The organism is Streptomyces pyxinae, assembly GCF_024756275.1.
Classification (GTDB): domain Bacteria; phylum Actinomycetota; class Actinomycetes; order Streptomycetales; family Streptomycetaceae; genus Streptomyces; species Streptomyces pyxinae.
In genome coordinates, this window is sequence record NZ_JANUGQ010000017.1 from 144429 (window position 1) to 167562 (window position 23134).

Genomic DNA, 23134 nt, shown 5'->3' on the forward strand with positions numbered 1-23134 from the left:
GCCATCCGGCCATCCGGCCGTACGACCACCGGCTCACCGACCACGGGATCGCCGGATCACCCGCTCATCGCCCCACCGGCCTCCGGCAATCACCGGCCCACCGGCAATCACGGGCCCACCGGCATCCACCGGCCTCCGGCACCCACCGGCCCCCACCGGCCCACCGGCATCCACCGGCCTCCGGCATCCACCGGCCCCCGGCACCCCTCTCACCGCACCGCGATGAAGTCCTCCGGCTCCCGGCCGGCCCGGTCCCGGGGCGGGGCGGCCGGGCGGCCGACGGCGACCGCGCCCATCGGGTCCCAGTGGTCCGGCAGCTCCAGCGCATCCCGGACCACCTCCCGGCAGAACATCGTCGAGGAGACCCAGGCCGAGCCCAGCCGCTCGCCCGCCAGCGCCACCAGGAAGTTCTGCACCGCCGCGCCCGCCGCGACCACGAACATCTCGCGCTCGGCCGTGTCCCGCCGGGCGTCGCCGTAGTGGTGGGCGCCGTCCGCGACCAGGCAGGGCACCACCAGGTACGGGGCGTTCCGCAGGATGTCCCCGCGCCGCACCCGCCGGGCGATCGCCTCCTCGTTCCGCCCGTCCCGCCGCAGGTCCGCGATCCACGCCTCGCGCATCGCGTCCAGCAGCCGCAGCCGTGCCTCCGCCGTCTCCAGGAGCACGAACCGCCAGGGGGTCGTGTGGTGCGGGGCCGGTGCCGTCACCGCGGCGGCCACCGCCCGCCGTACGGCGCCGGGGTCCACCGGGTCGTCGGTGAACTCCCGTACCGTGCGCCGCAGCGTCACCGCCTCGCGGACCGCCTCCGAGGTGCCGAGCCGGAACATGTCGTCGGCCGCGTCCCGCACCAGCGCCCGGGCACCCGGATCGGGCTCGTCCTCGCCGGTCACCAGGTGCGCGAGCCCGCGTACCACCGCCACCGGCCGCCCGGTCGCCTTGCCCTTCACCAGGTCCCCGGCGGCGGCCAGTTCGTCGGCCGCGGCCACCACTGTGGCGACCAGCGGATTGCCGTGCGCGTCGGTGCCGCCGCGCAGATCGTCCAGGACCCGTACGCCCGCGGCGCCGATCGCCATGTCGGTGAGCCCGCTCCGCCAGGGCCGGCCGGCGGTGTCGGTGACGACCACCCCCACATTCACGCCCAGGGTGTCCCGCAACCCCGCCCGCACGGCCCGCGCCGAGGCGTCCGGGTCCTCCGGCAGCAGGAGCACCGTGCCGGCCGGGGTGTTGGAGGCGTCGACCCCGGCGGCGGCCATCACCAGGCCCTGCCGGTTCTGGACGATCCGCAGGGTCCCGCGCCGGGCCACCAGCCGGACCGTCTCGGCGTCGATGGCCGCCTCCCGGTCGTCCGCCGCGACGATCCGGCCCTCCGCCTTGCTGACGATCTTCGAGGTGACCAGCAGCACGTCCCCGTCGGCCAGACCGGGACCGGTGGCGGCGATCAGCTTGGCCAGATCGTCGCCGGGCCGTACCTCGGGCAGCCCGTCCAACGCCCAGACCCGATACGCCGGCCCGGTCATCCACGGACCTCCGCGGCCAGCGCCAGCGCCTCGCCCGCCATCGCGGCGGTCGCGTCCGGACCGGTCATCATCAGCGGCACCGCCCGGCACCGGATGCCGGCCGCCTCCACCTCGGCGACCGCGCCCGCGTCGACGGTGTCCACCAGCCAGCCGTCGAGCAGCCCGGAGCCGTAGTGCGCCGCGACGGCCGCCGCCGTGGCCTCGACCCCGACCGCGGCGAGCACCTTGTCGGCCATTCCGCGCACCGGGGCGTCCCCGACGATGGGGGAGAGCCCCACCACCGGGACGCCCGCCTCCGCGATCGCCTCCCGGATGCCGGGCACGGCGAGAATGGTGCCGATGCTGACCACCGGGTTGGACGGCGGGAAGAGGATCACATCGGCGGCGGCGATCGCCGCCAGCACCCCGGGCGCCGGCTCGGCCTGCTCGGCGCCGACCGGCACCACCGCCTCGGCGGGCACCGAGGCGCGCAGCCGGACCCAGTACTCCTGGAAGTGCACGGCCTTCCGCTCGCCGTCCACCTCCACGGCCACATGGGTCTCGATCCGGTCGTCCGACATGGGCAGCAGCGTCACGCCCGGCTTCCAGCGGGCGCACAGCGCCTCGGTGACGGCGCTCAGCGGATAGCCGGCCGCCAGCATCTGGGTACGGACGATGTGGGTGGCGAAGTCCCGGTCACCGAGCCCGAACCACTCCGGGCCCACCCCGTAGGCGCCGAGTTCCTCCTTGACCCGGAAGGTCTCGTCCGCGCGCCCCCACCCCTGTTCCTCGTCGATGCCACCGCCAAGCGTGTACATCACGGTGTCCAGGTCGGGGCAGACCTTCAACCCGAACAGATGAATGTCATCACCGGTGTTGCCGATGACCGTGATCTCCGCGTCGGGCGCGGCCCGCTTGAGGCCGCGCAGGAAACGGGCACCGCCGATGCCGCCGGCCAGAACCACAATGCGCATGCGGACAGTCTCTCAGCCGCTGCCGTGCGTCAGCGGCTGGGTACGGTGCCCCGCTCCTCCGCCGCGCAGGCGGCGGCCGCGCGGACCGATCCGGTCGTCCCGCGGACCGGCTCGCGCATCGGCATGGCGGTCAGCCCGGGGAAGTAGACGTGGAGGCTGACGGCCGGCTCCAGGGAGTCGTTGGCGACCTCGTGGACGTACCCCGGGGCGAAGACCCGCTGGCCGCCCGCCGTGAGCGCCCGGTCGCCCCGCCGGGTGCGCTCGGTCAGCTCGCCCGCCAGCACCGTCAGCACGCCCGAGGAGGCGCCGTGGTCATGGGCGCCACTGCTCTGGCCGGGGAGCCAGGAGAGCAGCCACACCTCGTACCCGGGGCCGGTGCGCAGCCGGTGGTACCAGCGGGTGGTGGCGTCGTACCGGACGAGCGGCGCCCAGGCCGCCCGGTCGCCGGCGATGGACCGGGCGAGCCCGGCGAACTCGGCCACGGTGGCGGGGTGTTCCCTGGCCGGCTGGAGCAGATGCTGCACGGCGAGGAGGTCGCCGGCGATCTGGAGGTCGCTCTCGCCGCCGTCCGGGCGGTCCGGCGAGCTGTCGGCGAAGCCGCTCAGCGGGCTGTTCGCGGGGCCGTTCGTGAGGCCGTTCGGGAGACTGTTCATGGGGCTGTTGGAGAGGCCGTTCATGGGACTGTTCGGAAGACCGTTCGTGGAGCCGTTCATGGAGCCGTTCATGGAGGGTGGGGGGTTCCTCGGTGACGAGCGGAAGCAGCGGAGGCGGTACGGTCACCCGACCCGGTCCGGTGGGGCCCGGGCGGCACGTCCGGTGGTGCGCGCGGTGCGAGGGGCGGTGATCACGCCCGGTGCGGAGCGAGGCGGGCTCCGGCCGTGTGAGGACGGTCACCCGCGAACAGAAGTGCTGGAGCTCTGGGGCGTCAACAGCAGAAACAGCTGGAACAGCGGAAACAGCGACAGCGTGCGCGGACAGCACTCTGGAACCCACGGGCGTGGGTCACGGTGAGCACTGCGGTCGCTGGCATGGACTCCACGGTGACGGGCCGGATATCCGGCTGTCAACCCAATGCCCGGTTTGGCCGCAATCTTTCACCTCATCCGGTTGCCGTGAGCGGAGAAAGGTTTGTGCTGCCGTGGGCCGGGACACATGGCGCAGCAGCCACTCGCGCAAACTCTGTCGCGGCTCCGTGACCGGACTGTGATCCGGATCGCTTCGCCTCCTCCGCCGCAACAGTTGGACGGCGGCCGACGTCTCTCTGGAAGAGGTACCGAAAGAGAGGGTGCGGGAGAGGTGCGGCATGTGTCTCGTTTCTGATGATTTGAACACTTACCGTATAGCTTTGGTTCCGGAGAGTGAATACCGGGCTCAATAGCAGATCCTGGCTTGACTGGCCCGGAGCACCGTACTTGTAATTTCACTCGTGTCGTTCGGCCGAAAACGGGCACGGCAACCTCACGGGGACGCGAAGACAGACGAGGGGCGCACATGACCGAGTTGTTCCAGGAACTGCTGCTGGTCGAGGACGCGGACGAGGAACTCGGCTGGCAGGAGCGCGCGTTGTGCGCCCAGACCGACCCCGAGTCCTTCTTCCCCGAGAAGGGCGGCTCCACCCGGGAGGCCAAGAAGGTCTGCCTCGCCTGCGAGGTCCGCTCCGAGTGTCTTGAATACGCCCTCGCCAACGACGAGCGGTTCGGCATCTGGGGCGGTCTCTCGGAGCGTGAGCGCCGCAGGCTCAAGAAGGCGGCGGTCTGAAGCGGCGGTCCGACGGCCCGAATTCCCGCCCGTCGCGACCGCCGCCACCATCACCGTCGCGACCGCCACGGTCGCGACCGTCGCCATCATCTGCGGCCCTCGCCGCCACGCTCACCACCACCAGGTGCCGGCGCACCGCCGCCATCGCACCACGGGCCACGCGCCATGGTCAGTACCGCCCGGCCGTGACCGGCCCGTACTCGTCCGGCCCGGCCCGCCGCCACCGACCGGCGCCCGCCGCATTCCGGTGCACCACCGCCCGCACGGCTCCCGCACCACCGGGCGCGCGCCTTCCCCGCATCCGCGCCACCGGGCACGTACCCGCGCCACCGGACGCGTACCGCCGACGCCACCGAGCGCGTGCCCGCGACGGCGTACGCGCACCTTCCGCGGCCGGCCACGCCGCTCGGCTCCCGCCCGCGCCGCCGGCCCTCCGTGTCTCCGGCGCGTGTCCTCCGCCGGTTCCCGCACCTCCCGACGTGCCCGTTGCAGTCGTCACGGTGCCCGCCTTCCGCGTCTCCGCCCCCGCCCGGCCGCGGTGCCCCGCCCGTACTCGTGTGCCCCGCGCGGCCACCGGTGACACCCGGGGCCGGATATGCCGTCCGCCGGGCACGCGGGCCGCGGGAGCAGGCGCCGCACACCTCCCGGCGGGCAACCGCGAGGCCCATGTCTCCGATGTCCGGCACCACCGGCGGCCTTGTGCCGTCCGCTGTCCGGGAGTTGTCCACAGGCGGCGGACCGCTCTGTTGCCAGCCACTAGGGTGGAGCCCCGTCCCAGACGCTCCGCCGCCCCCCGCGGGCGATCCCCGGCCGGAGGGCCCGTTCGTCGATGTCCGCCACCACTGCCGCGTTCTCCCCTGCCTCCCCCGAGCACGCGCCCGAGTTCCCCCGACACGTCGTCACCGCCGTGCTCGTCGCCCACGACGGGGCCCGCTGGCTGCCGGAGGCCCTCGCCGGGCTGCTCGCCCAGGACCGTCCGGTGCAGAACGCCCTCGCCGCCGACACCGGCAGCGCCGACGACTCCGCCCGGCTGCTCGAAGAGGCGCTCGGCGCGGACCGGGTGCTGCACCTCGCCCGCCGCACCGGTTTCGGCGCCGCCGTCGACGAGGCCCGGCGCACCGCACCGGCGCTCGGCCCCGAGGAGCTGCCCTATCTGAAGCGGCCCAGCGGCTGGGACCCGGTCAGCAGAACCTGGCGCGACGACACCTACGACCTCCCCGAACTCCCGCACGGCGAACCGGTCCAGTGGCTCTGGCTGCTGCACGACGACTGCGCCCCCGAGCCGGGCGCCCTCGCCGAACTGCTGCGGGTGGCCGACGGGGACGACGACATCGCGGTGGTCGGCCCCAAGCTGCGCGGCTGGTACGACCGCAGGCAACTCCTCGAAGCCGGCGTCTCGATCGCCAACAGCGGCCGCCGCTGGACCGGCCTCGACCGGCGCGAGCAGGACCAGGGCCAGCACGACCAGGTCCGCCCGGTGCTCTCCGTCTCCAGCGCCGGCATGCTCGTCCGCCGGGACGTCTTCGAGCGGCTCGGCGGCTTCGACCGGCGGCTGCCGCTGATGCGGGACGACGTCGATCTGTGCTGGCGCGTCCACTCCGCAGGCCACCGGGTGCTGGTGGCGCCGGACGCCGTACTCCGGCACGCCGAGGCATCCGCCCGGGAGCGGCGCACCGTCGACTGCGCCGGCCGCTCGGTCACCAGCCCGCACCGGGTCGACAAGGCGGGCGCCGTCTACACCCTGCTCGCCAACGCGCGCGGCGCCGCCCTGCCGTTCGTGCTGCTCCGGCTGGTCCTCGGCACCCTGCTCCGTACCCTCGCCCATCTCGTCGCCAAGGTGCCGGGACAGGCGGTGGACGAGGTGATGGGCCTCTTCGCCGTGCTGCTGCGCCCCGAGCGGGTCCTCGCCGCCCGGCGCGCCCGCTCCGCCCGGACCGTCCCGCACGCCGAACTGCGCCCGCTCTTCCCGCCGCCCGGTGCCACCGTCCGGGCCACCACCGAGCAGATCGTCACCCACTTCGGCGGCGGCACCTCGGACTCCGGCGGCTCCCGGCACGGCGCCGTCGAGTCCGGGCCCGGCGGAGACGAAGCCGATTATCTGGAGATCGAACAGTTCGCCCGGCTGAAGAAGATCGCCGCCCGCCCGGCCCCGGTCCTCTTCGCCCTGCTGCTGCTCGTCTCCATGGTCGCCTGCCGGGCGCTGCTCGGCGGCGGTGCGCTGGCCGGCGGCGCCCTGCTGCCCGCGCCCGCCACCGTCGGCGAGCTGTGGGGCCGGTACGCCGACGCCTGGCACCCGCTCTCCACCGGCGGCACCCAGAGCGCCCCGCCGTATCTCGCGCTTCTCGCCGTGCTCTCCGGGGTCTTCCTCGGCTCCACCAACCTCGCGCTCACCGTGCTGCTGGTCTGCTCGGTGCCGCTGGCCGGCCTCACCGCCTACTTCGTCTCCCGGCCGCTGGTCGGCTCCCGGCTGCTGCGCGCCTGGGGGGCGATCGCCTACGCCTTCCTGCCCGCCGCCACCGGCGCCCTCGCCACCGGCCGGCTCGGCACCGCGGTCCTCGCCGTTCTGCTGCCGCTGATCGCCCGGGCCGCCGTGGCCGCCTACGGGCTGCGTGCCGGGACCGGTGCCGCCGGCCCCCGGGGCAGCTGGCGGGCCACCTGGGCGTACGCCTTCCTGCTCACCTTCACCATGGCGTTCACCCCGGTCGTCTGGCCGCTCGCCGTGCTCCTCGGCCTGGTGGCGCTGGTGCTGCGCCGCCGGGACCCGGTGGCGTACGGGCTGCGCCTGCTCGCCGTCGCCGGCACCCCGCTGCTGCTCCTCGCCCCCTGGTCGCTGTCGCTGCTCACCGACCCCGTCGCCTTCCTGCGCGAGGCCGGTACGGACCCGGGCACGGCTCCGGCGACCCCGCTGGACCTGCTGGGCGTGAGCCCCGGCGGCCCCGGCGCCACCGGCGGACTGCTGCTGGTCGGGCTGGTGCTGGCCGCCCTCGCCGCGCTGCTGCGCCCGGAGCGGCGGCTCGCCGTCCGCACCGCCTGGGGCGTGGCGCTGCTCGGGCTCGGCTGCGCGGTGCTGGGCAACGGGTTCGCGGACGGCTCCGGCTGGGCGGGCCCCGGCACCCTGGTCTACGGGCTCGCCCTGATCGCCGCCGGCGTGCTCGGCGCCGAGGGCGGCCGCACCCGGGTCGCCGCGCGGAACTTCGGCTGGCGGCAGCCCGCCGCCGTGCTGATCGCGCTGGCCGCCGCCGCGGGCCCGCTGGTGTCGGCGGCGAGCTGGATGCTCGGCGGCGCGGACGGTCCCCTGGAGCGGCGCGACCCGGCGCAGGTGCCCGCGTTCGTCGCGGAGGAGAGCACCACCCGGGACCAGCCCCGCACCCTGGTGCTCGGCGGCAGCTCCCCGGCCGCCGTCTCGTACGCCCTGGTGCGCGGCTCCGGCGCCCGGCTCGGGGACGCCGAACTGGCCGCCGGCCCGGAAGCACCGCACCTCGACAAGCTCGACGGCGTGGTCGCCCGGCTGGTCGCGGGATCGGGCGCCGACCAGTCCGATCAGCTGAGCGGCTTCGCCATCCGGTACGTCCTGGTCCGGGACGGCGCCCCGCGCCAGATGAGCCGGGTCCTGGACGCCACCCCCGGGCTGACCCGGCTCAGCCGGCTCGACGGCAGCGCGCTGTGGCGGGTGGACCGCCAGGTCGCCCGCGCCACCATCGTCCCGGCCGGAAACGGAACCGGAAATGGGAACGGCGGCGGGGAAGCCGGGGAGGACGGCGAGAGCAGTGCCGACGGCGGCTCGGCGGCCGGGAGCGGCCCGGCCGAGCGGCTGCCGGTCGCCGCCGGACCGGTCGAGGCGCACACCGACCTCCCGGCGGGCGGCGCCGGCCGGGTGCTGCGGATCGCCGACCGCGCCGACGACGGCTGGACGGCCACCCTGGACGGCCGGCCACTGAAGAAGACCGTGGTCGACGGCTGGGCGCAGGGCTTCGAGCTGCCCGCCGAGGGCGGCCGGCTCGACCTGACGTACGACACCCCGCTCACCCGGACCGCCTGGATCTGGGCCCAGTCCTTCCTCGCCGTGGTGCTGCTGGTCCTCGCCCTGCCGGGCCGGCGCCGGGACGTGGACGACGACCTGCCGGACGCCCAGCCGCTGGTGCCCGCGCAGGACACCGGTGGCGAGGGCCGCCGGGCCCGCCGGCTGCGCGCCGCCGAGGCGGCCGGCGCCACCGGGGCGGCGGAACCGGACGCGGGGCCCGGAGCCGGGCCCGCGGCGGTCGCGGAGCCCGAGCCCGCGCCCGTACCGGACACCGATCCGTACGCCTACGCCCAGCCGGAGCCCGGCCCGGGGACCTCGTACGAGCACACCGGATACGACGACGGCGGCGGTTACGCCGACCCCGGCACCGGCGGACAGCGGGGCTGGACCGACCCCTACGGACAGCCCTATCCGGCCGACGCGTACCAGCAGTACCCGCAGCAGGGGTACGACCGGGGCTACGAGCAGGGGTACGAGCAGGGGCCCTCCGGGGCCGGCGCGTACCAGCAGTACCCGGGTTACGGACAGCAGCCGTACCCCGGCTCCGGCCAGGAGGACGACGCGTACGGCGGCTACGGCTCGTACGGGCAGTACGGCGCCGGGCAGGGGTACGGCCGGCCTCAGGCGCACGACCAGGACCAGGACCAGGACCGGGCCCAGGACCCGTACGACCCCCGGGGCCGGGACCGGCGGCGGCCGTACGCCGGCGGCCATGAGAACGAGCAGCGTCCCGACGGGAGCAGCAACCAGTGAACCGCAGCAGCCTCTCCCTCCTCGCGGTCGTCACCGCCCTCGCCGCCGTCACCGGCCTCGCCGCGCTGACCGTGCCGGACGACGCCCCGGCGCCCGTCGCCACCGGGGCGCCCGCCCGGCTGCCGGTCGAGCGGTCCAGCCTGCTCTGCCCGGCGCCGAGCACCTCCGAGGTCGCCGACACGGTCTACAGCTCCTTCACCCCCACCGGCGGCGGCGCCGGCGGGTCCGGCCGGGCGGAGCTGAGGCCCTCGGCGGCCACCCCGGGCGACTCCACCACCACCGGCAAGGCGCCCGCGAAGGACGGCAAGGCGCCCGCGAAGGACGGCAAGGACGGGTCGGCGGAAGGGGGCGGGGACGGGGCCGGAGCCGGGTCCGCCGACGGGACGAAGCCGTCCGGCGCGGCCAAGCCGGCCACCGCGTCCGCCAAGGCGGCCCTCACCCTCACCCAGCCCGGCAAGCCGGTCACCGCCGAGGCCGAGGGCGGCGACGCCCCGGCCCTCATCGGCACCGCGTCCGGACCGCTCGCCCCCGGCTGGACCACCCAGCAGACCACCACCGTCGTGGCCGGCAGCGCACGCGGTCTGCTGGGCGTCGGCTGCACCGCCCCCGACACGGACTTCTGGTTCCCCGGCGCCTCCACCGCCAAGGAGCGCCAGGACTACCTCCACCTCACCAACCCCGACGACACCGCGAACGTCGTGGACATCGAGCTGTACGGGCCGAACGGCGCACTGAAGTCCGACCTCACCGACGGCATCCCGGTCCCGGCCGGGGCCAGCGTGCCGGTGCTGCTCTCCACCCTGACCGGGGACGCCCCCGCCGAGGACGTCACCGTGCATGTCACCACCCGCAGCGGCCGGGTGGGCGCGGTGCTGGCCGCCGCCGACGACCGGTTCGGCAGCGACTGGCTGTCCGCCTCCGCCGATCCGGCCGGCTCCCTGGTGCTGCCCGGCATCCCCGCCGACGCCACCTCCGTACGGCTGGTGGTGTACGCGCCCGGCGAGGACGACGCCGATCTGAAGATCCGGCTGGCCGGCCCGTCCGGCACCATCACCCCGGCGGGCGCGGAGAGCCTGCGGGTGAAGGCCGGGATGACGGCGGCGGTGGACCTCAAGGACATCACCCGGGGCGAGGCGGGCTCCCTGCTCCTCACCCCCTCCCAGCCGGGCCGGGTGACCCCGGTGGTCGCCGCGCTCCGGGTGGTCCGGGGCAGGGGCGACAAGCAGGAGGTCGCCTTCATCCCGGCCACCGGCCCGGTGGGGCAGCGGGCCACGGTCGCGGGCAACCAGGCGAAGGGCACCACCCTCTCCCTGACCGCGCCGGGGGCCACCGCGCAGGTCAGGGTCACCGCCTCGGCGGGCAGCGAGGGCGGGGCGCCGGCCACCAAGACGTACACCGTCAAGGGCGGCACCACCACGGCCCTCACCGCGCCGCCCGTCCCGGCCGGGCTCAAGGGCACCTACGCGCTCACCGTCGAGACCGTCTCCGGCGGCCCGGTGCACGCGGCACGCACCCTGGAGGCGCCGAAGGACGGCATCCCGATGTTCACCGTGCAGCCCCTGGCCGACGACCGGGGCACGGTCGCCGTACCGGCGGCCCGCGAGGACCTCTCGGTCCTGGACTGATCCCCCTGGACCGACTCGACTCGACTCGACCCGACCCGGCCGGGCCCGGCGGCCGGCCGCTGTGCGGGCCCCGGCCCGCGTCCGGGCGGGTCACCGTCCTTCACTCGGGCGGGCCGATGACCCCTTCACTCGGGCGGGCCGATGACCCCTTCACCCGGGCGGGCCCGTGGCCCTTCACCCGGGCGGGCCCGTGGCCCTTCGCCCGGGCGGGCCGGTGGCGGTCGGCCGGGCGCCGTACGGGCGGTGGGTGCGCGCCCCGGTGGACCCGGAGCCATGGCCGGTCGGGCCCCGGCCCTGTGGCGCGGTGGCGGCCGCCGGTCAGGTCCGTGCCCGGTCGGTCCGGAGCTGGGCGCAGGCGGCCGGGCGGGTCGTCGGATGCCGTACGGATCCCGTGTCCCGGGCCGGGTCCCGCCCTGGCCGTCGGGGTCGGTCCTGGCCGTACCGGTGGGCGGCCCTGGCGTATCGGGGGGGCAGTCCCGGCCGTACGGGTGGCCAGTCCTGGCGTACCGGGGGGGTCAGTCCTGGCCGTATCGCGGGTCCACGGACTCCGGGGCCAGCCCCAGCAGCTCCGCGACCTGTTCCACGACGACCTCGTGCACCAGCAGGGCCCGCTCGTCCCGGCTCCTGGCGCGCAGTTCGACGGGGCGCCGGTAGACCACGATCCGGGCGGGCCGGTCCCGCTCGGCCGGCACCGAGACGCCCAGCGGCACGGTCTCGTCCGGGACGTCGACGGGCACCTCCAGCACGTGGAAGTCCACCTCGGCCAGCTGCGGCCAGTGCCGCTCCAGCCGTTCCACCGAGTCCTGGACCAGATCGCGGAAGGTCTCCGCCCGGGTCAGCGACAGCGGCACCTGCGGCGGTGCGACGGGCCCCCGCATACCGCGGCCGTGACGGTCGCGACGGCGGGGCCGCGGCTCGGCCGGAGGGGGCGGAACGGGACTGTCCATCACCGTCGCAGAGTAGCTCCCGGGGCTCCGTCCGGGCGGTCCGCCGTCCTCCGACGGCAACGATTTTCGGCCCCGCCCGCGGTCCCGCCCCGAGCCGTCCGGCCCCGTGTCCGGTGCGGGGAGCGGCCGTCGGCCGTACCGTCCGGGAGAGCGTTCCGGCCATCCGGACCCGGTTGGACGAATGCCGCCCGTCCGGCCCGGCGGTCCGCCGTGACCCGTCCCCGCGCACCGAGCCGGAGCCCGCCTCCGCCGGGCGGGTCGGATCCGGCGAAGGGCCGCCGGAGGCGCGTCCTGGCAGGTCGGCGGAGGTCACCCGGGAGGGCACTGTGGGCGACGTCACAGCGCGACACGGGCGAGTGACCTGGTGGAGAGTCGTCGCGGCCCGGTCAAGAGTGCGGTACCGTCCAACGTCGTGAGCCCTGTACGTCGCTGTTCGCGCACCGCGTGCGGCCGCCCTGCCGTCGCGACACTGACGTACGTCTATGCCGACTCGACCGCGGTCCTCGGCCCGCTCGCCACCTACGCCGAACCCCACTGCTACGACCTGTGCGCCGAGCACAGCGAGCGCCTCACCGCGCCGCGCGGCTGGGAGGTCGTCCGGCTCTCGGACGGCTCGGCCCCCGCCCGCCCCAGCGGAGACGATCTGGAGGCCCTCGCCAACGCCGTACGGGAGGCGGCCCGCCCCCAGGAGCGGGCGGCCGAGGGCGGCGGCGGCAAGAGCGGCGGGCGCGGTGGCGACCCGGTGGAGGTCGGACGCCGCGGCCACCTCCGCGTCCTGCGCTCCCCCGACTCCTGACGCCCCGGCGCGCCGCCCTCCCTGGGCCCCTGGCCTTCTGCGTCCGGCCGTCTCCGGGCTCCTGGCCTCCGGTGTACCGCCCTCCGCGGGCACCTGGCGCCCCGGCGCACCGCAGTCTCCGGGCTCCTGGCCTTCGGCGTACCGCCCTTCCCGGACGCCTGGCGTCCTGGCACCGCGATCCCCGGACCTCCGACCCCTCCGCCCGGCCGCCCCGGTTCGTCCCGGGTGCCCGGCCGGGCCCGGTGCCGGGGGCCCGGTTCCGGTGCCCGGCCGCCCCGGCTCGTTCCGCTGCCCGGCCCGTCGCGGTGCCGGGTCCGCGCCCCCGTGAGTGATCGGAAACCCGCCGGGTAACTTGGCTTCCGCATGCCGGTGCCGCCGCACCGGGCAGAGGTTCGCGGGAAGGCTGGGGCTGGGCAGTGGCTGCTGATTCGACCGGTACGTCGGAACCGACGGGAACGCCGGGTCTCCCCGACCTGTCGGGGCTCGTCAAGGCGTACGACGTACGCGGTGTGGTGCCGGACCAGTGGGACGAGCCGCTGGCCGAGCTGTTCGGCGCGGCGTTCGTCCAGGTCACCGGGGCCGAGGCGATGGTCGTCGGCCATGACATGCGGCCCTCGTCGCCCGGACTGTCCGGGGCCTTCGCCCGGGGCGCGACGGCCCAGGGCGCCGACGTCACGCTGATCGGGCTCTGCTCGACCGACCAGCTCTACTACGCCTCGGGCGCCCTGGACCTGCCCGGCGCCATGTTCACCGCCTCGCACAACCCGGCCCAGTACAACGGCATCAAGCTCTGCCGCGCCGGCGCCGCCCCGGTCGGCCAGGACACCGGGCTGGCCGACATCCGGAAGCTGGCCGAGACCTGGCTCGCCGCCGGCCCGCCCACCCCGGCGGCCAGGACCGGCACGGTCACCCGGCGGGACACCCTCACCGACTACGCCGACTATCTGAAGTCGCTGGTGGCGCTGGACGGCATCCGCCCGCTGAAGGTCGTGGTCGACGCGGGCAACGGCATGGGCGGCCACACCGTGCCGACCGTCTTCGCGGGGCTGCCGCTCACCCTGGTCCCGCTCTACTTCGAGCTGGACGGCACCTTCCCCAACCACGAGGCCAACCCACTGGACCCGGCGAACCTGGTGGACCTCCGGCACCGGGTGCGCGCGGAGGGCGCGGACCTGGGCCTCGCCTTCGACGGCGACGCCGACCGCTGCTTCGTGGTGGACGAGCGGGGCGAGCCGGTCTCGCCGTCCGCGATCACCGCCCTGGTGGCCGCGCGCGAGCTGGCCCGGAACGGCGGCACCGGCACGGTCATCCACAACCTGATCACCTCCTGGTCGGTGCCCGAGGTGGTGCGTGAGAACGGCGGCTCGCCGGTGCGCACCCGGGTCGGCCACTCCTTCATCAAGCAGGAGATGGCCAGGACCGGAGCGATTTTCGGCGGCGAGCACTCGGCGCACTACTACTTCCGCGACTTCTGGAACGCCGACACCGGCATGCTGGCCGCCCTGCACGTCCTCGCGGCCCTGGGCGAGCAGCCGGGACCGCTCTCCGGCCTGGTCGCCGCGTACGACCGGTACACCGGCTCCGGCGAGATCAACTCGACCGTCGCCGACCAGGCCGGCCGCTCCGCCGCCGTACGCGCGGAGTTCGGCGCCCGCGAGGGCGTGACCGTCGACGAGCTGGACGGGCTGACCTTCACCGGCCCGGACTGGTGGTTCAACCTGCGTCCGTCCAACACGGAACCGCTGCTCCGGCTGAACGTCGAGGCGCGCGACGAGCCGACGATGGCCAAGCTCCGCGACGAGGTGCTGGCCCTGGTCCGCGCCTGAGCCCCGGCCCCGCCCCTTGTACGACGGGGCGTCCCGGCCGGCGCCGCCGAGGCCGGGTCCGTCCGGTGCCCGGGCCGGGTGGCTTGGCCCGTCCGGTGTCCGGGCGCCCAGGGCCCGGCCGCTCCGGGTCCGCCCGGTGCCCGGCCGAGCGGGGGCGGGGCCGGGCGCCCCGGCCCAACTGCGCCGGGTCCGTCCGGGCGGCGCCGAGCCGGCCGGTCTCCGGGCCGAGCGGGGCCGGGTCCGTCCGGGGTGCGGGCCGGGGCGGCGCGGGGCGTCCGGCGGTACCGGCGCCGGAGCCACGGGGCCGCCCGGCCCGGCGGTAGGCTGACGTGGCCGTACGGCACCGCCGGGACCCGCCGTTCCGGCACCACGAACCGTTCGAAGGGACCGTACCCATGCCGCTCGAAGCCGGCCTCCTGGAGATCCTCGCCTGCCCGGCCTGCCACGCGCCGCTGGACGACCGCACCGCGGACGAGACCCCCGAGCTGGTCTGCACCGGTGAGGGCTGCGGTCTGGCCTACCCGGTGCGCGACGAGATCCCGGTGCTCCTGGTGGACGAGGCCCGTCGCCCGGCCTGACCCGGAGCCGCCGGGCCGCCCCGCGTACCGGCGGCCCGGCCCGGCACCCCGTCGCGCGCCGCCGCCGTCCGGCCCGCCGCGTGGTGCCGCCACCGGGCGTGCGCGCCCGCCCTTCCCCGTACCGGCCCCACGGACCCCGTACCGGCGAATCGGAGGCCCCACCCCATGCTCGACGAGTCGCTGCTCGACGACCCCGAGGCCCTGGCCAGGGCCGACCGGCGCGGACTGCTGCGCGGGGCGGCCGAGGCCGGCGCCCGGGTGCGCACCGCCGCCCGGCACGCCGCCGAGGCCGGGATCGCGGAGCTGAACCCCGAGGGCCGGCCGCGCGCCGTGCTGGTCGCCGGCCCCGGCACGGCCGCCACCGGGGTCGCGGACCTGGTCGGCGCGCTCGTCGGTGCCGCCGCCCCGGTCACCCGGCTCCGGCCGACCGGTGTCGCCTCCGCCGCGGGTGCCCTGCGCTGGGCGCTGCCCGGCTGGGCGGGCCCGGTGGACCTGCTGCTCATCGCCACCGCCGACGGCTCCGAACCGGGACTCGCCCTCCTCGCGGAGCAGGCGTACCACCGGGGCGTCACCGTCGTCGTGGTCGCCCCGCGCCGCTCCCCGCTCACCGAGGCGGTCGGCGGTGCCCGGGGCCTGGCGGTCCCGATGGCCACCGCGCCGCACGAGCAGCCGTACGAGGAGATCCAGGCCGCCGCCCCCGGCACCCTCTGGGCGCTCTTCACCCCGCTGCTGGCCCTGCTCGACCGGGTCGGCCTGGTCACCGCGACCGCCGAGGACCTGGACCGGGTGGCCGACCGGCTGGACCGGACCGCCGAGCGGTGCGGCCCGGCCATCGCGACGTACAGCAATCCGGCCAAGACCCTCGCCGCCGAGCTGGCCGACGCGCTGCCGCTGATCTGGACCGAGGGTCCGGCCGCCGCCCCGGTCGGCCGCCGCTTCACCGCCGTACTGGCCGAGCTTGCGGGGCGCCCGGCGCTCGGCGCGGAACTGCCCGAGGCGCTGCCCGCCCACGGCACCCTGCTCGCGGGCGACCTGGCGGCGGGCGCCGACCCCGACGACTTCTTCCGCGACCGGGTGGAGGAGCCGCAGCCGCTGCGGGCGCGGATCGTGCTGCTGCGCGACCGGCCGACCGACGGGCTCAGCGCGGCGCCGGCCGCCCGGGAACTGGCGCTCGGCCACGACACGGCCATCAGCGAGCTCGAACCGGAGGAGGGCACGGAGCTGGAGGTGCTGGCCGAGCTGCTGGCCGTCACCGACTTCGCGGCCAGTTACCTCGCCCTGGCCGCCGGCCACCCGGACTGACCGTCGACGGTCCGAGCGTGACCGGCCCCGTCGGCGTGGCCCCCCGGGCCCGGGGCGCCCCGACCGCCGGCCGCCGGGACCGGTGACCGTCCGAATGACCGGCCGCCGGGGTTGGTGGCCCCAGGGACGGCCGACCGCCGGGACGGCCGACCTCCGGGATCGGTGACGGCCTGGACCGGTGACCGTCCGGCCTGGCGACCACCGACCACCGGCCGCCCGGCTGGTGACCGCCGCCGGCCGGCCGTTCGCCGGTCCGCTGCCCGCCGGTCGGCTCTGCTCCGGTCGGCTGTGCTCCGGCCGAGGTGTCCGGCGGCCCCGTCGCCGCACGTCCGGTCCGGCCCGCTCCGGCCGGGCCCCGGCCGCTGAGAGGTCCGCCCGCACCCCGAGCCACCGAGTCTCGCCGCTCCCCGTAACCCGCCGCCGGCCCGTACATGACCGAACCCCCGACGAACGAATGACGAGGACCCCATGGACCGACTGACCGCCACCGTCCGGCCGTACGCCTGGGGCTCCACCACGGCCATCCCGGAGCTGCTGGGCGTCCCGCCCACCGGCGAGCCCCAGGCCGAGCTGTGGCTGGGCGCCCACCCCGGCGCGCCCTCCCGGGTCACCCGCGCCGGTGCCGAGCGGGCGCTCGACGAGGTGATCGCCGCCGGCCCGGAGCGGGAGCTGGGCGCGGCCACCGTGGAGCGGTTCGGCCCCCGGCTGCCCTTCCTGCTGAAGCTGCTCGCCGCCGCCCGCCCGCTCTCCCTCCAGGTGCACCCCGACAACGCCCAGGCGCGCGCGGGGTTCGAGCGGGAGGAGCGCGCGGGCGTGCCGCTCGCCGCCCCCCACCGCACCTACAAGGACCCGCACCACAAGCCCGAACTCCTCTGCGCCCTCACGCCCTTCGAGGGCCTCTGCGGCTTCCGCGCCCCCGGCCGCACCGCCGAGCTGCTCGCCGCGCTGGAGGTGGACTCGCTCAAGCCGTACGCCGATCTCCTGCACGCCCACCCCGAGGACGCCGCCCTGCGCGAGGTGCTGACGGCCGTGCTCTCGGCCGACCGGGAGGAGATGGCCTCGACCGTCGCCGAGGCCGCCGCCGCCTGCGAGCGCCTGGGCGGCGCCCACGCCCCGTACGCCGCGCTCGCCCATCACTACCCGGGCGACCCCGGGGTGGTCGCCGCCATGCTGCTCAACCACGTCCGGCTCCAGCCGGGGGAGGCGCTGTACCTCGGCGCCGGGGTGCCGCACGCCTATCTCCAGGGCCTCGGCGTGGAGATCATGGCCAACTCGGACAACGTCCTGCGCTGCGGGCTCACCCCCAAGCACATCGACGTCCCCGAACTGCTGCGGATCGTGCGCTTCGAGGCCACCGACCCGGCCGTCCTCCGCCCCGAGGCGACGGCCGGCGGTGAGGAGATCTACGAGACGCCCGTCGAGGAGTTCCGGCTCTCCCGTTACGTACGCCCCGAGGGCGCCGCTCCGGCCGACCTCACCGCGGCCGTTCCGCAGATCCTGCTCACCACCGCGGGCGCGCCGGAAGTGGGCGGTCTTCCGCTCGCCCCCGGACAGGCGCTCTTCGTCCCGGCGGGCGAGGTGGTTGAACTGCGGGGCGGGGGAACGCTGTTCCGAGCGGCCGTGGCGGGCTGACCACGCCCCGCCGCGCCTGCTGCGACAATGTGCCGCCGTACGCACACCACGCAGCACCACCCAGCGGCACCACCCGGTGCCCACGGGCCCCGCGCCCACGGACCGACGGAAGGGACACCCGCACGCATGAGCGCGTCAGGCGGAACCAAGGCCATCGTGGCGGCACTCGGCGCCAACCTCGCCATCGCCGCGGCCAAATTCGTGGCGTTCCTCTTCAGCGGGTCGTCCTCGATGCTCGCGGAGAGCGTCCACTCGGTGGCCGACTCCGGCAACCAGGGACTGCTGCTCCTCGGCGGCAAGCGCGCCCAGCGCGAGGCCACCCCGCAGCACCCCTTCGGCTACGGCCGCGAGCGCTACATCTACGCCTTCCTCGTCTCGATCGTCCTCTTCTCGGTCGGCGGCATGTTCGCCCTGTACGAGGGCTACGAGAAGATCAAGCACCCACACGAGATCACCGACTGGTACTGGCCGGTCGGCGTCCTGGTCTTCGCGATCGTCGCGGAGGGCTTCTCCTTCCGCACCGCGATCAAGGAGTCCAACCCCCAGCGCGGCAACCTCTCCTGGAAGGAGTTCATCCGCCGGGCCAAGGCCCCCGAGCTGCCCGTGGTGCTGCTGGAGGACCTCGGCGCGCTGGTCGGCCTGGTCCTGGCCCTCGGCGGTGTCGGTCTCGCCCTGCTGACCGGGAACGGCGTCTGGGACGGCGTCGGCACCCTCTGCATCGGTGTCCTGCTGATCGCCATCGCCCTGGTGCTCGCCGCCGAGACCAAGTCGCTGCTGCTGGGCGAGTCCGCGGGGCTGGAGGACGTACGGAAGATCGAGCGCGCCGTGGTGGACGGCGAGACCGTGACCCGCGTCATCCACATGCGCACCCTCCACCTCGGGCCCGAGGAACTGCTCGTCGCCGCCAAGATCGCCGTCGAGCACGACGACACGGCCGGCCAGGTCGCGGCCGCCATCAACGCGGCCGAGGAGCGCATCCGCGCGGCGGTCCCGATCGCCCGGGTCATCTACCTGGAACCGGACATCTACCGGCCGTCCGCCGCCCCCACCGCCACCGAGGTTCCCGGAGCCCCGGCGAGCTGACGGCCGGATCCCGCCGTCCGCCGCCCGTGAACTCCCGCGTCCCGGCAGGGGCCGTCGTGCCCGCCGGGCGCGGGGTCCGGGCCCGGCCGGACCGGGAGCGGCGGCCGTCCGGTCTTCGGACAGGCGCCGGACGGGCTTGTCGGCCGCCACGCCCATCGGTGTAGATTCGAACCAGAGCCAGACGTCGCTGCTGATGGCGGTCGGGCGGTCCGAGGCCGGACCGTCCGAGGGAGAGAGGGCCTCCGACGACTGCACTGCGCGTGTGTCCGGGCGAGCCTTGCGCCCCCGCCACCGCAGAGCCAGCCGTACCCACCCTCGACCCAACCACGAGGAGCAGCTCGAAATGACGACTGTCGAGAACCGACAGGACTTCAAGGTCGCCGACCTCTCCCTGGCCGACTTCGGCCGCAAGGAGATCACCCTCGCCGAGCACGAGATGCCGGGCCTGATGGCGATCCGCAAGGAGTACGCCGAGTCCCAGCCGCTCGCCGGTGCCCGGATCACCGGCTCGCTGCACATGACGGTGCAGACCGCGGTGCTCATCGAGACGCTCGTCGCCCTCGGCGCCGAGGTCCGCTGGGCCTCCTGCAACATCTTCTCCACCCAGGACCACGCCGCCGCGGCCATCGCCGTCGGCCCGAACGGCACCCCGGAGAACCCCCAGGGCGTGCCCGTCTTCGCCTGGAAGGGCGAGACCCTGGAGGAGTACTGGTGGTGCACCGAGCAGGCGCTGACCTGGCCGGACGCCTCCACCGGCGGCCCGAACATGATCCTCGACGACGGCGGTGACGCGACCCTCCTCGTCCACAAGGGCGTCGAGTTCGAGAAGGCCGGAGAGGTCCCGGACCCGGCCACCGCGGACAGCGAGGAGTACGCCCACATCCTCCGCGTCCTCACCCGCACCCTCGGTGAGAACGCGCAGAAGTGGACCCTGCTCTCCTCCGAGATCCGCGGCGTGACCGAGGAGACCACCACCGGCGTCCACCGGCTCTACGAGATGCACCGGGACGGCACCCTGCTCTTCCCGGCGATCAATGTGAACGACGCCGTCACCAAGTCCAAGTTCGACAACAAGTACGGCTGCCGCCACTCCCTGGTCGACGGCATCAACCGCGCCACCGACGTGCTGATCGGCGGCAAGGTCGCGGTCGTCTGCGGCTACGGCGACGTCGGCAAGGGCTGCGCGGAGTCGCTCCGCGGCCAGGGCGCCCGTGTCATCGTCACCGAGATCGACCCCATCTGCGCCCTCCAGGCGGCGATGGACGGCTACCAGGTCGCCACGCTGGACGACGTCGTGGAGACCGCCGACATCTTCGTCACCACCACCGGCAACAAGGACATCATCATGGCCGCCGACATGGCCAAGATGAAGCACCAGGCCATCGTGGGCAACATCGGTCACTTCGACAACGAGATCGACATGGCCGGCCTGGCCAAGATCGATGGCATCGTCAAGGACGAGGTCAAGCCGCAGGTCCACACCTGGACCTTCCCGGACGGCAAGAAGATCATCGTGCTGTCCGAGGGCCGTCTGCTGAACCTGGGCAACGCCACCGGGCACCCCTCGTTCGTGATGTCCAACTCCTTCGCCGACCAGACGCTGGCGCAGATCGAGCTGTTCACCAAGCCCGAGGAGTACCCGACCGACGTCTATGTGCTCCCCAAGCACCTGGACGAGAAGGTCGCCCGGCTGCACCTCGACGCCCTGGGCGTGAAGCTGACCACGCTCCGCCCGGAGCAGGCGGCGTACATCGGCGTCCAGGTCGAGGGCCCGTACAAGCCCGACCACTACCGCTACTGAGCCACCACCGCACCGGCGCCGCCGACCGACCCCGTCGGCCCGGCGCCGGTGCCACGCGCCGCCGGGTCCGGTGCCGGTTCACGGGCACCGACACCGCTTGTGAACCCGGCACCGGCAGCCGCCGGCCGACCGCGCAAGGCAGACACCGAGCAGGCCCCCGCACCCCCGTGACGGGGGCCTGCCCCTTGCCCGTACGCCCTGACGCCCGCACGGCCCCGGCCTGGCGAGCCGGACTCGTGGGATCCCGCGCCTCCGCGCCTCCCCTCCGGTTCCTTTCCGGTCCTTTCCCCCCCGACGGGCCCGGGCGGCTCTTCTCAGTAACCCCTCGGCGCCGACATCCGGGGTGCCCGGATGCTCTCCTCGCGCGCGGTTGGTCGCCCCTTGCCGCCCGGCGGTTGCGGTCGGCCGCGCAGCCGCCGCCGGGCTCCCCGCCGCCCGACTCCTGTTGGTCCAGCGCCCCTGGTCGGCCCTGGCCGAGGCGAGTGCGGCCGCCGCCGGACCGGGTCCGTCACAACCCGGTCCGACCGCCCCTCGCCGCCCGGCGCCGTCCGCTCCGTCACGTCCGGAACTGCCCGTAGCGTGGGCGCCGAGCAACCGACCGACCGCCCGGCCCGACGCGGGGCCGACCCACCGCCGATCTCAAGGACCCGTCACCACATGCCCCGTGGCCGCTATTCGCTCCATGATCCGCACGATCGCACCCCCCTCGGTGAAGAGCATTTCCACTGCGCGCCCGGCCCCTCCGGCTGGCGCTATGTCTCCCAGATCGTCACCCCCTCCGGTGATCACTCCGGCTCCGTCGATCTCGCCCTCGACGACCTCGGCCGACCCATCCGACTCGAACTGCACGCCGCCGCCTGGCAGGTACGGGGTGCCGCCCTGGACGGCGTCACCTGGGTCCGTACCGATCCCACCGGCGTCCACGCCAGCGAAGGCAATGTGCGCGCCCATGCCTTCACCGGCGCCTCCCCCGCCTTCCTCGTCGCCATCTCCCGCCTGCTGCGCCTCACCCCTGCTTCCCCCGCGGCACGGATCCGCCTGGTCGCGTTCACGGATCCGGTCCTCGCCCCCCGTACCGTCGACCAGTCGTGGGCGCTGGTGAAGAGTGAAGCGCACGCCACTGACAACGGCCCTCTGACAGTGGACGAATACCAGGTCAGCGCCCTGGACACGGGGGAACAGCACACCGTGCACCTGGCCGGCGACGTGGTTCTGGCAGCCCCCGGCATCGAGCTGGAGGACCTGGACACTCCGCCGTCCGCGCTGGGCTGACCACAGTCGGGAGCAGCCGGACGAAACCGTCCGGACGAGCCTGTCATGCCGAATCAGGCCGGTTCAGGCCGGCGGAACGAACCCCGAGGCCCGGGACGAGGCCGACCCCGGCGCGGCCGCCGGGTCGTCGCCCTGCCCGGCCCGCCGGACTCCGGGAGCGGCCCAGGGTGTGGCCCCCGCCCCCTCGGCGCCGGCCTCGCCGGGCAGCATCTGCCGCCGGGCCTCCCGTGCCTGCCGCTCGGCCACCGCCCCGGCCAGGAACTGCGCCGCAGGCACCCCGGGCGGGAGGGAAGCCCGGGTCCGCGCCACCGTGACCGGCGTCCGCCGGGCCTCCTGGCGGAACGCCGTCCGCTTCCTGAGTGCCGGCTTCCCGGCCGCCGTGTACAGCTCGCGCCACTGGTGGATCCCGACCGCCGTCCTTTCCGTCGCCGTGGCCGCGCTGATCGGCTGGTGGGTCGGCACAACCCCGGAGGTCCAGGCGTCGATCGCGGGACCCGACGCCCTGCGCGAGACGACCCGCCCGGGTGGTGGGTACGAGGCGTACTACTCCAGCCGTCCGGCCGGACACCGTCCTGGGGTTGCTCCTCCCCGCACGGCCTGCTCGAACTGACCGCCGTCTTCGTCGCCGCGGGGACCGGACTCCGCCTGGGGTGGGCCGTCATCGACCGCGGTCCCCATCCCACGCCGCGCGGCCCCGCACGGCAGGGCCGGACAGCGCTCGGCGCGACCATCGGACCGGCGCTGGTCCGTCTCGTCTCGGGCCTGCTCGAAGGCTTCGTCACCCCCTCGGCCCCCCCACCTGGGCGCGGAACACCTTGAGGGTGACGGCCGAACTGGCCTTCCTGGACTACGGGTACCTGCTCGGTGGGCGGGCCGTCCGGGCGGGCGAGACGGGCGATGTGGCGGCCGACGACCGAAGCGCGGAGCTGCCCACCACCGCCTGATGTGCAATCAGCCCTCCCGACCTGCTACTGTCCTCTTCGCCCACAAAAACCGTTGACACGGCCGCTGTGGGGAGGTAGGTTTTAACGGTTGCCTCGAACTGGACAGGTTCGACTGCATCAGCTAAATTCTCTCTCGCTCCGGATGAAGCAACGCTTTCCCGGAGTCACCCCGATTCCTTATTCGAATCACTGAAGCCGATGAGATCGGCGGAAATGCTTCTGATAAAGTCGGAACCGCCGAAAGGGAAAGTCGAAAGACGGAACCGGAAGGCAAGGCCCCCAGTGGCCGCCGGATACGAAATTCCGAGAGCAGGAAGCGGAAAAAA

At 75.0% G+C, this 23134-nt stretch carries 16 protein-coding genes and 1 pseudogene; 12 read left to right on the forward strand and 5 right to left on the reverse strand.

Translation table 11 applies throughout. The features are described 5' to 3' along the window. Nucleotides 1-209: 209 nt before the first annotated feature. From NX801_RS20115 to NX801_RS20125, 3 genes are read right to left on the reverse strand one after another with little or no spacing between them, the layout of a single operon-like run. Nucleotides 210-1517 (reverse strand): coenzyme F420-0:L-glutamate ligase, encoded by a 1308-nt coding sequence (locus NX801_RS20115; protein ID WP_258789180.1) that lies wholly within the window; start codon nt 1515-1517, stop codon nt 210-212. Continuing rightward, nucleotides 1514-2470 (reverse strand): 2-phospho-L-lactate transferase, encoded by a 957-nt coding sequence (gene cofD, locus NX801_RS20120; protein WP_258789181.1) that lies wholly within the window; start codon nt 2468-2470, stop codon nt 1514-1516. Before cofD ends, NX801_RS20115 begins: the two co-directional genes overlap by 4 nt. A gap of 29 nt (nt 2471-2499) precedes the next feature. Then, nucleotides 2500-3123: a cysteine dioxygenase gene (locus tag NX801_RS20125; RefSeq protein ID WP_258789182.1), complete on the reverse strand. Its 624-nt coding sequence runs from the start codon at nt 3121-3123 to the stop codon at nt 2500-2502. A gap of 838 nt (nt 3124-3961) precedes the next feature. On the opposite strand from NX801_RS20125, the gene NX801_RS20130 reads away from it, so the two are divergent. The 3 genes from NX801_RS20130 to NX801_RS20140 all read left to right on the forward strand — a co-directional run bounded on the left by NX801_RS20130 (nt 3962) and on the right by NX801_RS20140 (nt 10627). Beyond that, on the forward strand, nt 3962-4228 hold the full coding sequence (locus NX801_RS20130) for a WhiB family transcriptional regulator (RefSeq protein WP_258789183.1): 267 nt from the start codon (nt 3962-3964) through the stop codon (nt 4226-4228). An 829-nt stretch (nt 4229-5057) separates the two neighbouring features. Next, nucleotides 5058-9002, forward strand: a complete 3945-nt coding sequence (locus tag NX801_RS20135) for a glycosyltransferase (RefSeq protein WP_258789184.1) — start codon at nt 5058-5060, stop codon at nt 9000-9002. After that, a complete protein-coding gene (locus NX801_RS20140) occupies nt 8999-10627 on the forward strand; it encodes a DUF5719 family protein (protein WP_258789185.1) in 1629 nt (542 codons plus the stop codon). Before NX801_RS20135 ends, NX801_RS20140 begins: the two co-directional genes overlap by 4 nt. Nucleotides 10628-11142: 515 nt before the next feature. On the opposite strand, the gene NX801_RS20145 is transcribed toward NX801_RS20140, so the two are convergent. Continuing rightward, nucleotides 11143-11574, reverse strand: coding sequence for a metallopeptidase family protein (locus NX801_RS20145; protein ID WP_258789186.1), 432 nt, complete (start codon nt 11572-11574; stop codon nt 11143-11145). A 364-nt stretch (nt 11575-11938) separates the two neighbouring features. Here NX801_RS20145 and NX801_RS20150 point away from each other — a divergent pair, with 364 nt between their 5' ends. The 8 genes from NX801_RS20150 to NX801_RS20185 all read left to right on the forward strand — a co-directional run bounded on the left by NX801_RS20150 (nt 11939) and on the right by NX801_RS20185 (nt 21864). Continuing rightward, complete coding sequence (locus tag NX801_RS20150) at nt 11939-12370, forward strand: DUF3499 domain-containing protein (protein WP_258789187.1); 432 nt, start codon at nt 11939-11941, stop codon at nt 12368-12370. A 416-nt stretch (nt 12371-12786) separates the two neighbouring features. Further along, nucleotides 12787-14196 carry a phosphomannomutase/phosphoglucomutase gene (locus NX801_RS20155; RefSeq protein ID WP_258789188.1) on the forward strand — a complete coding sequence of 470 codons (1410 nt, stop codon included), beginning with the start codon at nt 12787-12789 and terminating at the stop codon, nt 14194-14196. Nucleotides 14197-14591: 395 nt separating this feature from the next. Then, nucleotides 14592-14774, forward strand: a complete 183-nt coding sequence (locus tag NX801_RS20160) for a Trm112 family protein (RefSeq protein WP_258789189.1) — start codon at nt 14592-14594, stop codon at nt 14772-14774. Nucleotides 14775-14939: 165 nt separating this feature from the next. Continuing rightward, entirely contained in the window at nt 14940-16076 is a 1137-nt protein-coding gene (locus NX801_RS20165) for an SIS domain-containing protein (RefSeq protein ID WP_258789190.1), read from the forward strand. Between the two features lie 468 nt (nt 16077-16544). Next, complete coding sequence (manA, locus tag NX801_RS20170; protein ID WP_258789191.1) at nt 16545-17708, forward strand: mannose-6-phosphate isomerase, class I; 1164 nt, start codon at nt 16545-16547, stop codon at nt 17706-17708. Between the two features lie 126 nt (nt 17709-17834). Then, complete coding sequence (locus NX801_RS20175) at nt 17835-18791, forward strand: cation diffusion facilitator family transporter (RefSeq protein ID WP_258789192.1); 957 nt, start codon at nt 17835-17837, stop codon at nt 18789-18791. Between the two features lie 343 nt (nt 18792-19134). Next, complete coding sequence (gene ahcY / locus NX801_RS20180; protein WP_258789193.1) at nt 19135-20592, forward strand: adenosylhomocysteinase; 1458 nt, start codon at nt 19135-19137, stop codon at nt 20590-20592. Between the two features lie 657 nt (nt 20593-21249). Continuing rightward, a complete protein-coding gene (locus NX801_RS20185) occupies nt 21250-21864 on the forward strand; it encodes a hypothetical protein (protein ID WP_258789194.1) in 615 nt (204 codons plus the stop codon). A 63-nt stretch (nt 21865-21927) separates the two neighbouring features. On the opposite strand, the gene NX801_RS30800 is transcribed toward NX801_RS20185, so the two are convergent. Then, nucleotides 21928-22140, reverse strand: a complete 213-nt coding sequence (locus NX801_RS30800; protein WP_309505865.1) for a hypothetical protein — start codon at nt 22138-22140, stop codon at nt 21928-21930. Nucleotides 22141-22156: 16 nt separating this feature from the next. On the opposite strand from NX801_RS30800, the pseudogene NX801_RS20195 reads away from it, so the two are divergent. Continuing rightward, nucleotides 22157-22808: pseudogene (locus NX801_RS20195) on the forward strand (stage II sporulation protein M); the annotation flags it as partial. Nucleotides 22809-23134: the final 326 nt, after the last annotated feature.

What these genes read in the sequence shown, in the direction of transcription:
- NX801_RS20115 (WP_258789180.1), bottom strand. Translation starts at nt 1,517, where the DNA reads ATGACCGGGCCGGCGTATCGGGTCTGGGCGTTGGACGGGCTGCCCGAG.
- NX801_RS20165 (WP_258789190.1), top strand. Translation starts at nt 14,940, where the DNA reads ATGCTCGACGAGTCGCTGCTCGACGACCCCGAGGCCCTGGCCAGGGCC.
- NX801_RS20185 (WP_258789194.1), top strand. Translation starts at nt 21,250, where the DNA reads ATGCCCCGTGGCCGCTATTCGCTCCATGATCCGCACGATCGCACCCCC.
- ahcY (WP_258789193.1), top strand. Translation starts at nt 19,135, where the DNA reads ATGACGACTGTCGAGAACCGACAGGACTTCAAGGTCGCCGACCTCTCC.
- NX801_RS20125 (WP_258789182.1), bottom strand. Translation starts at nt 3,123, where the DNA reads ATGAACAGTCTCCCGAACGGCCTCACGAACGGCCCCGCGAACAGCCCG.
- NX801_RS20135 (WP_258789184.1), top strand. Translation starts at nt 5,058, where the DNA reads ATGTCCGCCACCACTGCCGCGTTCTCCCCTGCCTCCCCCGAGCACGCG.
- NX801_RS20175 (WP_258789192.1), top strand. Translation starts at nt 17,835, where the DNA reads ATGAGCGCGTCAGGCGGAACCAAGGCCATCGTGGCGGCACTCGGCGCC.
- cofD (WP_258789181.1), bottom strand. Translation starts at nt 2,470, where the DNA reads ATGCGCATTGTGGTTCTGGCCGGCGGCATCGGCGGTGCCCGTTTCCTG.
- manA (WP_258789191.1), top strand. Translation starts at nt 16,545, where the DNA reads ATGGACCGACTGACCGCCACCGTCCGGCCGTACGCCTGGGGCTCCACC.
- NX801_RS20145 (WP_258789186.1), bottom strand. Translation starts at nt 11,574, where the DNA reads ATGGACAGTCCCGTTCCGCCCCCTCCGGCCGAGCCGCGGCCCCGCCGT.
- NX801_RS20160 (WP_258789189.1), top strand. Translation starts at nt 14,592, where the DNA reads ATGCCGCTCGAAGCCGGCCTCCTGGAGATCCTCGCCTGCCCGGCCTGC.
- NX801_RS20130 (WP_258789183.1), top strand. Translation starts at nt 3,962, where the DNA reads ATGACCGAGTTGTTCCAGGAACTGCTGCTGGTCGAGGACGCGGACGAG.